The sequence below is a fragment of the Mycobacterium sp. E3247 genome (genome assembly GCF_001667785.1).
Classification (GTDB): Bacteria; Actinomycetota; Actinomycetes; order Mycobacteriales; family Mycobacteriaceae; genus Mycobacterium.
In genome coordinates this window covers 1-10,979 of record NZ_LZJG01000130.1, presented here as the reverse complement: position 1 = coordinate 10,979, position 10,979 = coordinate 1, and the positions used below count along the sequence as shown (strand labels likewise).

Below are 10,979 nucleotides of genomic sequence, written 5' to 3'. Positions count from 1 at the left end.
GTGTCGGTGATGACCACCATCAGCAGCCGGGCCGGGGTCAGCGCGATCACTTCGAGGTGGCGCACGGTGGACGACGTCAGCGTCGGGTATTGCACCACCGCCACCTGGCGGGTCAGCTGGGCCAGCAGCCGTACCGCCCGGCGCAGCACGTCGTCCAGGTCGACACCGGACTCGAGGAAGCTCAGGATCGCGCTCCGCTCGGCCGAGGACAGCGGCTTGACGTCGTGGAGGCGATCGACGAATTCGCGGTAGCCCTTCTCCGTCGGCACGCGTCCGGAGCTGGTGTGCGGCTGGGTGATGTAACCCTCGGCCTCCAGCACGGCCATATCGTTGCGGATGGTCGCGGACGAGACGCCCAAGTTATGACGCTCCACCAGGCTCTTGGAACCGATTGGTTCCTTGGTGGCAACGAAATCGGCGACGATGGCACGCAATACCTCGAAGCGACGATCGTCGGCACTTCCCACTCGTGTCACCTCCCTGCACCGCGTTGACCGGTCCATTTTACGGGTCCCGAGTCATACCAACCGCTACCAACAGCCGTTCGCCGGCGCCCGGCGACGGCGAACGGGGGGCCCACCGCCATTCGGGCGGCTTCGACGCTGACGCCGCGTCCTCCGACTAGCCTGTCCAGCATGAACCGGTCCGGTGATGGCAGCGCGTCGCGGAAGATCGGCCGATGATCTTCAAGGGCGTGCGCGAGGGCAAGCCGTATCCCGAGCACGGGCTGTCCTACCGCGACTGGGCCCAGATTCCGCCGCAGCAGATCCGGCTCGACGAACTGGTCACCACGACGACGGTGCTCGCGCTGGACCGCCTGCTGTCGGAGGACTCGACCTTCTACGGCGACCTGTTCCCGCACGCGGTGCGGTGGAAAGGCGTCACGTATCTCGAGGATGGGCTGCACCGGGCGGTCCGGGCGGCGTTGCGGAACCGCACCGTGCTGCACGCGCGGGTGTTCGACATGGACATGGCGCCGGGGCCGCCGCGGTAGCCCGGTCACGTTTGTGCGGCGCCCGGTGTCGACTTAGTGAGGACGTTGGTTCACACCGCAACCCGCTAGGAGGATGCCATGTCCCGGTTGCCAGGGGTCTCCGACCGCGACGCCGGCCTGGGCGCCAAAGTCGCCTTCTTCTTCACCAAGCGCAAGCTGGCACAGATGACCGGTCTGCAGACGGCCGGGATGCTGGAACCGCTGCGGATGTACGCGCACATTCCCCGGCTGCTCAACGCGTACGGCAAGCTCGAGCAGGCCGAGTCGAAGCTGGACATCCTCAGCCCCCGCCACCGCGCTCTCGCGGAGCTGAAATCGGCGACGACCGTGCGCTGCGAGTACTGCATCGACCTGGGTTCGCAGATCGCCCGCCAGTGGGGCATCACCGATGAGGAACTGCTCGGGATGGCGGACTATCGAAACGCCGCCTGCTTCTCCGAGGTCGACAAGCTGATCCTCGAGTACGCCGCCGCGATCAGCCGGACCCCGGTCGAGGTCAGCGACGAGCTCTTCGACGCGCTGCGCGCCCATTTCGACACCGCCCAACTCGTCGGGCTCACCCACGTCATCACGCTGGGGAACCTGCGCGCCCGGTTCAACCTCGCGCTCGGGATCGGCTCGTCCGGCTTTTCCGGCGACCGGGTCTGCGCCCTGCCCGACACCGGCGGCGGCACGTGACCGCGGATGCTTCGGTGACCGAGCGGTTCGAGGCGGTGCGGCCGCAGCTGGGCGCCATCGCCTACCGCATGCTGGGCTCGATCGACGACGCGCAGGACGCCGTGCAGGAAACGTGGCTGCGGCTCAACGGCCGGGGCGCCGAAGGCGCTGACGAAATCGCCAACCTGGACGCGTGGCTGACCACCGTGGTGGCCCGCATCTGTCTGAACATGCTGCGCGAGCGCCGGGCCCGCGGGCGAGAGGAGCCGATCCTGGTCCTGCCGGATCCGATCGTGGAAGCCGAAGGCGAATTCGACCCGGAAGGCCGTGCGATGCTGGCCGACGCGGTGGGGCTGGCGTTGTTCGTGGTGCTGGACACCTTGCCGCCGGAGCAGCGCCTGGCGTTCGTGCTGCACGACGTCTTCGCCGTGCCGTTCGACCGGATCGCACCCATCGTCGGCCGGACGCCGGAGGCCACCCGAAAGCTGGCCAGCCGGGCGCGCCGACGCATCGAGGAGGCCGAGCCGACTCCGGACGGCGACATGCTCGCCCAGCGGGTTGCTGTGGACGCCTTCTTCGCGGCGGGCCGAAGCGGCGACTTCGACCGCCTGGTGGCGGTGCTGCATCCCGACGTGGTGCTGCGCGGCGACTTCGGGCACGGCACCGCCGGTTTCCGCGCCGAGGGGGCGTCCGCCGTCGCGAAGCTGGCCCGCGGCTATGCGGGTCCGGACCGCGAGGTGCGCGCCGCGACGGTCAACGGCGCCGCGGGCGCGGTGATCTTCGTGGCCGGCCGGGCGACGGCGATCATGGGCTTCGTGGTGCGCGACGGCCTGGTCGCCTCGATCGATGTCCTGGCCGACCCCGCCCGCGTCGCCGGATCAGACCTGCGCGCGCTGCGCGCCGATCACTGACCGGCGGCCTGCAGCAACTCCATCGCCGACGCCCGCGACAGCACCCAGCCGCCCTGGTTGACAAACGTGATGTTCTGGGTGACCGGCGACGTCAGCTTCGGACCAGAGACCGCGACGTCGGCGGTGGCCGTACCGGCGGCGGAGGGCTGGATGTTCGTGATGTCGAACGACAGCGGCAGGTCGCCGTTCTTGGCCGCCTTCTGCAGCTTCTTGTCGGCGACGTGCGCCTCGATCCCGCTGATGCCGCCCTGGACCAGGTTGCTCTTGCTGGCGAAGGGCACGCTCGGGTCGGCCAGGCTGTTCAGCACCCCGGTCAGCTGGTCGGCGGTCGGGACGTCGGCGGCGACCGGAGCCGGATCCTGCGGCTGGGGGTACCACCCGCTTGCGGGGGACGGCGCGCCGACCGCGGCGAGCCGTACCTGGTCCACCGGCGCCACGCTGGACGCCGCGGCGGCGGCCGCGCCCCCGATGACGGCGAAGGCCGCCACGCCGGTGGCGAGCAACTTAACGGTTTTCATGGTTCCCCCTTCGACGGGCACGAATCGTTGGAAACGACCCACACATTTGGCGTGTGTCAACGCGCCTGCTACTTCTGTTGTTTCGCGACTCGGCACGGCTACGTTACGGCCGGGCCATGTGAAGACAACATGCACAACCTATGCGCTGACTGTGTGGCCGCCCAGAGTACCGGCCGCCTAGTTGGTCGCCGTCGCGGCCTGGATCAGGGCGATGGCGGCGTCGTGCTGCAGGACCCAGTTCCCGCCCTGGTTGACGAACACCAGGTGCTTTTGCACCGGCCCGGCGAACTTCGGACCCGAGATGGCCACGTCGGCCTGGGCCATGTTGGGGCCGGCCGGCGCGATGTTGGTCACGGCGAAGGTCTCGGGAAAGTTCCCGTTGCGGTAGGCCTTTCGCAGATCGTGGTCGGCAACGTGGCCCTCGTCGGGGCTGATGCCGTTTTCGACCAGGTTGTTCTTGGTCGTGTAGGAGACGCCCGGGTCGGTGGCCTGGTTGCACAGGGTCGACAACTGTTCGGCGGTCGGCAGCGCTCCCGGGGCCGGCGGTCGCGGTGGCGGGTCCTGCGGCAACGGCGCGCCGAGCGCGGCCAGCTGCACCTGATCCATCGGCGCTGTGACGAATGCGCCACCGGCGGCTCCCCCTACGACGGCGAACGCCGCCACGCCGGTGGCGATGGTCTTCCAGGTCTTCATGGTGTTCACGGTTCCCCCTTCGATGCGCGTGCACCATGACGGGATTTCAGTGACGTTGTCCCCCACACGGTTACGCGTTACCACGGTTTGGTTGGTGTAAGTGTGCCTGGTGTGACCGGCATTTGCGTCTCGGGCCGGTCACGTTACGGTGACGCTACGGCGGCGTGCACCGGGTGTCAGCGTCGCTTGAGCGATTCCTGGAGACTCTTCGGTCGGATGTCGGTCCAATTCTGTTCGATGTACTCCAGGCACTCGGCGCGGCTCGCTTCGCCGTGGACCACCCGCCAGCCGGCCGGTTTGTCGGCGAAGCTGGGCCACAGGCTGTGCTGGTCCTCGTCGTTGACCAGAACGAAGAAGGTGCCGTTTTCGTCATCGAAGGGGTTGATGCTCATCGCGTCTCCTTGTCGTGTGCGTGGACGGGCCCACCAAGCCGCCACTGGACCCCAGTATCCGGTCGGACAACAATCCCAAGCAGCTGAGGTTGGGAAATCCCGGCCCCTGCGTCAGTCCGGACAGGTTGGGCAGAAACAGCTTGGGCTTGACGCCGGTGACGGCCAGGTCGTAGCCGATCGCCTCCTGCAGGGTGTCGGCGGTCAGCGGTCCGCCGAGGCCGAGCTCCAGCAGGTCCAGCACGTCCTGCCCGAACAACGACGTGAACCACAGCGCGTCGGCGCCGGAGCCGTCGATGACCAGGTCGAAACCGTGTACCGTCTCGAGGTTTTCGCTGCCGCGGTTGGTGGACAGGGTCAACCGGATCTGCCCGTCCCGGCCCACCGCGTGGGCCACCCGGCCCCGCAGGTGGCGGATGCGGTCGTCGGCCAGCAGGGCCTCCTGCACGTTGGCCGAGAACACCCCGCGGTCGGTGCGGGCCAGCGCGTCACGGCGCTCGGCCAGCGTCAAGGCGCTCCAGTCGGTGGGATCGGAGAACAGCGAGTTCTCGAAGAAGCTCTCCCCACGGGTGAACAGCGTCACCTGCGGTGAAATGACGGTGATGGTCGAAACCCGGTGCCGGAACAGCTCGTTGAGCATGGACGCGGCCGTCTCGCCCCCGCCGATCACCGCCACCCGCTCGGCGCTGATCCGGTCGTGACCGGCGGCCCGGTCCCAGAACTGGGCGATCGAGAGCATCCGTGGGTTGCCGGGCAGCAACGACTTCTCGGCCTGTCCAGGCCCGGTGATCATCAGCGCGTCCGCGTGCACGGTGGTCTCGTGGGTGTGCAGGGCCCACTGGTCGCCGCTGACGGCCAACCGTTCCACCTCGCCGTGCACGACGTCGAGGCCGATCTGGTCGGCGACCCAGCCCAGGTATTGACTCCACTTGCGATGAGTCGGGGCCGGCCGGCCCCGGTCGATCCACTCGGCGAACGCCGCCGTCGCGATCAGATAGGACTGCCAGCTGTAGCGGGTCATCCGCTCGTCGAGTTCGGCGTTGCGGCGGGGCACCAGCGCCGACCGGTACGGAAATCCGACGTCCTTTTCCGGGCTGGTGCCCAGCCGGTGCGCTCCGTCGGTCCAGCCGCCGCTGGCCTGCCAGTTGGCCGCGACACCGATCCGTTCGACCGCGACCACCTCGGGGGCGTCGACGCCCATGTCCCGCAGCACGGACGCCTTGGCCGCCACCGCGACCGCCTTGGCTCCCGCGCCCAGGATCGCAAGTCTGCTCATGTCACCGTCTCCCGCAGCGATTCCAGCCAAAGGCGTTGCAGCTCAGCGACGTCGGCATCGCCGAGAATGCCGGGCAGCGTGCGCCACTGCGCGGCCAGCACGCGCTGACCGTCGAACGTGAGCATGGCGGCCACGATGGTGAGCTCGTGACGCACCGCCAGATCGGGCTCCGGTTGCGGCGACACCCCGGCGAGGAGCTCGCGCTCGAGGGTGAGACCGGTCCCGCCGCCGGAGTGGGCGGCGCCGAGGTAGTTCAGCAGCAGTTGTGGGCCGGGCAGCGGGGCGAGGCGCTCGGCGGTGTCGGGGCGCAGGTAGCGCAGCAGGCCGTAGTCCAGCCCGTCGCCGGGGATGGCCGCCAGCTGCTCCCCCACGCTGCGCGGATCGGCCGACGGCACCCGGATCGGGTAGATGGAACTCAGCAGTCCGACGGTGTCGCCGGTGTCGAGGACGTGCGCGCCCGGCCCGTCGACGAGAGCGTCGGCGCGCCCGTGGGTTTCCAGCGCCAGCAGGGGCGGCGGGGTGGCCTGATGGCGGGAGCGCCGCCACCGCGTCACCATCGCCGCAGTGGCGGCGATCAACAGGTGCGGCAACGGCAGGCCCGACTCCAGCAGCCGGCGGGTGGTGTCGGCGTCGGCGGCCATCATGCGGACGGTCAGGTCGCGGGCCCGGTCGCGACCCGGGTCGACCCGCCGGGCGCCGAGGTCGGGATCCGCACCCTCGGACTGGGCGGCCCAGAACCGCACCGTGTCCAGCCGGTGGGCACGCTCGACGAGCGCGCCGGCCCAGCGCCGGTAGCCGGTATGCTCCCGGGCCGGGGCGGGCGGGTGACCGGTGGCCAATGCCGTTAGCGCGGTGTCCAATTCGCCGAGTACCACTCGCCACGACGCCGGGTCCATCGCCAGGACGTGGGCGGTCAGCAGCAGCACGCTCGGCCCGGCCGGGGGACGAATCCACACCGCGGCCAGGAGCGCTCCCCGCTCCGGGTCCAGGCGGTCGACGGACCGCGCGACGTGACCGGGGACGGCGGCCCGCGGGTCGCCTTCGATCGCGACTTCGAGGAGGTCGATCCCGGCGGTCCGCGCCGGGACCAGGGTCATCGCGGCGCGGTCCAGGCGGGCGCGCAGCACCTCGTGACCGCGCACGATGCCCGCCAGCGCGGTGTCCAGATGCTCGCGGGTGACACCGTCGGGCAGCCGGATGGCCTCGGTCTGCGCCAGGCGCCGCGGCTCGCCGTATTCGTAGAGCCAGCGGCCGTTGGGGAGCACGGGCATGGGTTCGGTGCCGTCGTCGACATCGTTTGCGGCGGCATCGGTTTCGGAGTCAATCGCCTCGGCCAGCTCGCGGATGTTGGCGCACTCGAGGATCAGCCTGGCGCGCAGGGCGATCCCCCGAGCGCGGGCCGCCTGCACCACCGACAGGGCCGTAATGCTGTCCAGGCCCAGCTGCAGGAAGTCCGCGGCCACATCCACCCGGGGATGTCCCAGCAGTCCCGAAAGCACTTCGGCCAGTGCGGCTTCGGTGGGGGTTTCGGGCTCGGCCCGGGCGGAGTCCGGTTCGGTGGTGTCGAGGGCGCTCAGTGCTGCCTCGTCCAGCTTGCCGTTGACCGTGAGCGGGATTTCGTCGACCGTGACGATGCGCTGCGGAATCATGTAGCGCGGCAACCGGGAGCCGAGCATGCCGCGCAGCTCGGCCGGCGACGGCGGGCGCGGCGCCGCGTCGGCGACGACGACGTAGGCGGTCAGGCGCGCGACGCCGCGCCGCCGGCGCACCAGCACGCCCGCATGCCGGACGGCGGGATGCGATTCGAGGACGGCCGCGATCTCGCCGGGCTCGACGCGGTAACCGCGGATCTTCACCTGCGCGTCGGCGCGGCCCACGTACTGGAGCGCTCCGCCGGCACCCCGACGCACCAAATCGCCGGTGCGGTACATGCGTTCGCCGGCCGCGAAAAGGTCGGCCACGAATCGGCCGCCGGTTTCCGCGGCCCGGCCGACGTATCCGCGGGCCAGCTGGGCGCCACCAAGGTAGAGCTCACCGGTCGCACCGCACGGCACCGGGCGCAGCGCCGAGTCCAGCACGTAGCCGCGGGTGTGCAGCGTCGGCCGCCCGATCGACGGCTCGCCGTGCTCCGCGATGGCGGCGACCACCGCCTCGACCGTGGTCTCGGTGGGGCCGTAGCAGTTGTAGGCCGTCATGCCCGTGCGCGCGCACTCGGCTCGGATCAGATCCCAGGCCGCCGTGCCGAGCGCTTCGCCGCCCAGCGCCAGCACCTCCAGCGGAACCCTGGTCAGCAAACCGCATGACGTGAGTTGGGCAAACATCGATGGGGTGGTGTCGATCATGTCGATGCCGTGTTGGGCGATCGCCGCGACCAGCGCCTCGGCGTCGGTCTGCGTGTGCTCGTCCACGACGTGCACGGCGTGGCCGTCGAGCAGCGCGACCAACGGCTGCCAGGCGGCGTCGAACGCGAACGACCATGCGTGCGCGATGCGCAGCGGTCGGCCCAGCCGGGCGGCCGCGGGCCGCAACACGTTGTCCAGGTGGTCGTCGGCGTAGGCCGTCACCGCCGCGTGAGTTCCGATGACGCCCTTGGGTTCTCCCGTGGTGCCCGAGGTGAAGACGATGTAGGCCGCCTGGCCGGGCGGCACGTCGGCCGCGCGAAAGTCGGCACCGGGTGATACCCCGGCCGAGAGCCACTGGTCGTCGATCACGAGGGACGCGCCGGATTGGCGCAGCATCGATGCCACCCGTTCGGGGGGCGTCCCCGGCTCCATCGGCACGCACACGCCACCGGCCTTGAGCACCGCGAGGATCGCGACGATGTACTGCGGGCCGCGGAAAAGCCGTATGGCGACCGGGGTTTCGCGCCGCACGCCGCGGTCCGCGAGCCTGGCTGCCAGGCCGTTGGCGAGCGCGTCCAGTTCGCGATAAGTCAGCGCGCCGCCCGCCCAGCTCACTGCGAGGCTGTCCGGGGTACTGGCGGCGACGTCGGCGAAGCGCGTGTGGATGCCGGCCGGCGCCGGGGCGGGAGCGTCCCCGACTTGCGAGGCGACCTCCTCGTCCTCGAAGAGCACGCTGACCCGGTGCAGCGGACGCTCCCAGTCGCGCAGCAGGCGCTCGGCGGTGGCGAGCACCCGCCGGCCCAGCCCGGCGGCGGGGACGGCGCCCAGTGCGCCGTCGATCGCCTCGACCAGGACCACCAGTTCGCCGCCCGCCATGTGGGCCGCGACGGTGATCGGGAAATGCGACAGGGTTTGCAGCGCCGACGGCCGGAAGGTCGCACCGGCGGCGGTCAATTCGGCGCCGGCGGTCAGGCCGTCCAATGGGAAGTTCTCGTAGACCAACAGGGTGTCGAACATCTCCCCGACCCCGGCGAGTGCCCGCAGCTGCGCGTGTCCGAGGTAGCCGTGCTCGCGCAGCAGCGCGGCGTCGCGCTGCACGGCCCGGCATTGCTCGCCGACGGTGACGGCCGGGTCGAGTCGCACCCGCATGGGCACGGTGTTGACGAACAGACCGATCATGGTCTCCACGCCGGCCAGTTCGGGCGGCCTGCCCGACACCGTGACCCCGAAAACCACATCCTCGGTGTCGGTCAACCGGGACAACACCAGCGCCCAAGCCATCTGCATCAGGGTGCTGACGGTGATGCCCCGGGAACGGGTCTGCTCGACCATGCGCGCGGCGGCCGCGGCCGGCACCCGCAGTTCGGTGGTGCGGGGCAGCCCGGTCCGCCGGTCCTCCGCCGACCCCAGCGCCGCCGACAGCAGGGTGGGGCCCGCAAGGCCGGCCAGGTGTTCCCGCCAGACCCGTTGGCTCGCTTCCGGATCGCGACTCGCCAGCCAGCCGATGTAATCGCGGTACGGCCGCGGGGTGACGGGCAGCGCCGACAGGTCACCACCGGCCCGGTACAGCATCATCATCTCGTTGACGAACACGGGCAACGACCAACCATCGATCACGATGTGGTGGGCGGTGAGCACCAAACGCCATTGCGCGCCGGGCAGTTCGACCAACAGGAAGCGGATTGCCGGCCCGTGTTCGAGGTCGAACGGCCTGCGACGTTCGGCCGCCTCCAACGCCGGCACATCCTCGAACGCGGCGGCGACGGTGCGCCACGGCAGGTCGACCCGGGACGGCACGATCTGCACCGGGCGCGCGATGCCGCGGCTGAAGAAGCTGGCCCGCAGGTTGGGGTGTCGCTCCAACATCTTTGCCGCGCAATCACGGAGCAGCGCGACATCGAGCGCACCGGAGATGTCTGCGGCCATCCCGATCACGTACGGATCCTCGGCGGTGTCGCCGTCGCCGAATTCGGCGAGCGTGGTCAGCGAATACAGGCCCTCTTGCAGCGGGCTGAGCGCCATCACGTCCTCGATGCCGGGCGCGACGTCCCTGGTGGCCGTCATGGCGTACCGTCGCGCGACGACGACCACAGCTGCGTCACGGCGGCGAGATCCTCGGCCGACAGCCCGGATGCGCTCATCGGCTCGAACCGGGCGTCGGCCGGCTCGGCCTCATTTCCGTTCTCGCCCCATGCGTCGAGAGCGGCCGCCAGCTGCTGCACCGTCGGGTTCTCGAAGATCATCCGCGGACTGACCGCCAGGCCGGCGGCCCGCGCCCGCGAGGCCAGCTGCACCGACAGGATGCTGTCACCGCCTAGCGCGAAGAAGTCGTCGAAGCGACCCACCTCGGGCGTCGACAGCAGCTCGGCGAACACCTTGGCCAGCGCGCGTTCGGTGTCGGTGCGCGACGGTTCCGTCTGTCCGCTGGTGCTGACCGCCGGTCGCGGCAGCCCGGGCCGGTTCAGCTTGCCCGACTCGGTCTTGGGGAGCGCGTCAAGGACGGTCAGCGACGACGGCATCATGTAGCCCGGCAGCGCCGCGCCGATCGCGGCGCGGACCTCCGATGCGAACGAGGCCTTCTCGGCGTCCTCGACGACCGGCCGTTGTGGCACAACGTATCCGGCGAGCGAGGTGCCCCCACGCAGTTCCCAGGTGCGGGCGGCCGCGGCGGCGACGCCGTCGACCCCCGCCAGCGCCGCCTCGACCTCGCCCAATTCGACCCGGAAACCGCGCACCTGTACCTGATGGTCGGAGCGCCCGACGAATTCCAGCAGGCCGTGCTGGGTCCAGCGGGCAAGGTCGCCGCTGCGGTAGAGGCGCGAACCCGGTTCGGTCGCATAGGGATTAGCCACGAACCGGGTGGCGGTGAGCCCGGGCCGCTTCCAGTAGCCCCGGGCCAGTTGATCGCCGGCGTAATACAGCTCACCAACCACCCCGACCGGCACCGGCCGCAGCGCGTCGTCGAGCAGGTAGGCGTCGGCCCCCGGGACCGGCTTGCCCACCAGCGGACGCGGCGGCTCCAGCCGCCCGCGGCACACCGCACCGGACGTCTCGGTGGAGCCGATGTTGTTCAACAGCTCGGGGCCCGCGCCGGAGCACACCGAAACGAGTCGCTGCAGGAGCGCGGTGCCCAGCCTGGTCTCCGCCCTGATCGACAGCCGGCCCGACGCGGTGCGGGCACTGTCCCGCCTGGTGTGTG

The 10,979-nt window shown here is 70.6% G+C and carries 10 protein-coding genes; 3 read left to right on the top strand and 7 right to left on the bottom strand.

Annotation, left to right across the window (positions count from 1 at the left end; genetic code table 11):
- Positions 1-467, bottom strand: a 467-nt coding sequence (locus tag A9X04_RS06980; protein ID WP_156764247.1) for a heat-inducible transcriptional repressor HrcA, incomplete at its 3' end; no start/stop codon positions are given.
- A 212-nt stretch (positions 468-679) separates the two neighbouring features.
- On the opposite strand from A9X04_RS06980, the gene A9X04_RS06975 reads away from it, so the two are divergent.
- The 3 genes from A9X04_RS06975 (at position 680) to A9X04_RS06965 (ending at position 2,562) form a co-directional block, all read left to right on the top strand.
- Positions 680-994 (top strand): type II toxin-antitoxin system VapB family antitoxin, encoded by a 315-nt coding sequence (locus A9X04_RS06975; protein WP_067918923.1) that lies wholly within the window; start codon positions 680-682, stop codon positions 992-994.
- Between the two features lie 78 nt (positions 995-1,072).
- Entirely contained in the window at positions 1,073-1,672 is a 600-nt protein-coding gene (locus tag A9X04_RS06970) for a carboxymuconolactone decarboxylase family protein (RefSeq protein WP_067918922.1), read from the top strand.
- Positions 1,669-2,562: a sigma-70 family RNA polymerase sigma factor gene (locus A9X04_RS06965; protein ID WP_067918921.1), complete on the top strand. Its 894-nt coding sequence runs from the start codon at positions 1,669-1,671 to the stop codon at positions 2,560-2,562. Before A9X04_RS06970 ends, A9X04_RS06965 begins: the two co-directional genes overlap by 4 nt.
- On the opposite strand, the gene A9X04_RS06960 is transcribed toward A9X04_RS06965, so the two are convergent.
- The 6 genes from A9X04_RS06960 to A9X04_RS06935 all read right to left on the bottom strand — a co-directional run.
- Positions 2,556-3,080 carry a hypothetical protein gene (locus tag A9X04_RS06960; protein ID WP_067918920.1) on the bottom strand — a complete coding sequence of 175 codons (525 nt, stop codon included), beginning with the start codon at positions 3,078-3,080 and terminating at the stop codon, positions 2,556-2,558. The two genes, A9X04_RS06965 and A9X04_RS06960, sit on opposite strands and share 7 nt — an antisense overlap.
- 177 nt (positions 3,081-3,257) lie before the next feature.
- Positions 3,258-3,773: a hypothetical protein gene (locus A9X04_RS06955; RefSeq protein ID WP_067918925.1), complete on the bottom strand. Its 516-nt coding sequence runs from the start codon at positions 3,771-3,773 to the stop codon at positions 3,258-3,260.
- Between the two features lie 176 nt (positions 3,774-3,949).
- The gene (locus A9X04_RS06950) at positions 3,950-4,165 is read right to left on the bottom strand and encodes an MbtH family protein (RefSeq protein WP_067918919.1); all 216 of its coding nucleotides are present in this window, start codon (positions 4,163-4,165) and stop codon (positions 3,950-3,952) included.
- Positions 4,143-5,438 carry an NADPH-dependent L-lysine N(6)-monooxygenase MbtG gene (mbtG, locus tag A9X04_RS06945; protein ID WP_067918918.1) on the bottom strand — a complete coding sequence of 432 codons (1,296 nt, stop codon included), beginning with the start codon at positions 5,436-5,438 and terminating at the stop codon, positions 4,143-4,145. Before mbtG ends, A9X04_RS06950 begins: the two co-directional genes overlap by 23 nt.
- Positions 5,435-9,844: a non-ribosomal peptide synthetase gene (locus A9X04_RS06940; RefSeq protein ID WP_067918924.1), complete on the bottom strand. Its 4,410-nt coding sequence runs from the start codon at positions 9,842-9,844 to the stop codon at positions 5,435-5,437. The genes mbtG and A9X04_RS06940 overlap by 4 nt, the downstream gene beginning before the upstream one ends.
- Positions 9,841-10,979, bottom strand: a 1,139-nt coding sequence (locus tag A9X04_RS06935) for an AMP-binding protein (protein WP_156764246.1), incomplete at its 5' end; no start/stop codon positions are given. The genes A9X04_RS06940 and A9X04_RS06935, both read right to left, overlap by 4 nt.

Coding starts and splice junctions, on each gene's coding strand:
- A9X04_RS06970 (WP_067918922.1), top strand. CDS start 1,073: ATGTCCCGGTTGCCAGGGGTCTCCGACCGCGACGCCGGCCTGGGCGCC.
- A9X04_RS06975 (WP_067918923.1), top strand. CDS start 680: ATGATCTTCAAGGGCGTGCGCGAGGGCAAGCCGTATCCCGAGCACGGG.
- A9X04_RS06940 (WP_067918924.1), bottom strand. CDS start 9,844: ATGACGGCCACCAGGGACGTCGCGCCCGGCATCGAGGACGTGATGGCG.
- A9X04_RS06955 (WP_067918925.1), bottom strand. CDS start 3,773: ATGAAGACCTGGAAGACCATCGCCACCGGCGTGGCGGCGTTCGCCGTC.
- A9X04_RS06960 (WP_067918920.1), bottom strand. CDS start 3,080: ATGAAAACCGTTAAGTTGCTCGCCACCGGCGTGGCGGCCTTCGCCGTC.
- A9X04_RS06950 (WP_067918919.1), bottom strand. CDS start 4,165: ATGAGCATCAACCCCTTCGATGACGAAAACGGCACCTTCTTCGTTCTG.
- mbtG (WP_067918918.1), bottom strand. CDS start 5,438: ATGAGCAGACTTGCGATCCTGGGCGCGGGAGCCAAGGCGGTCGCGGTG.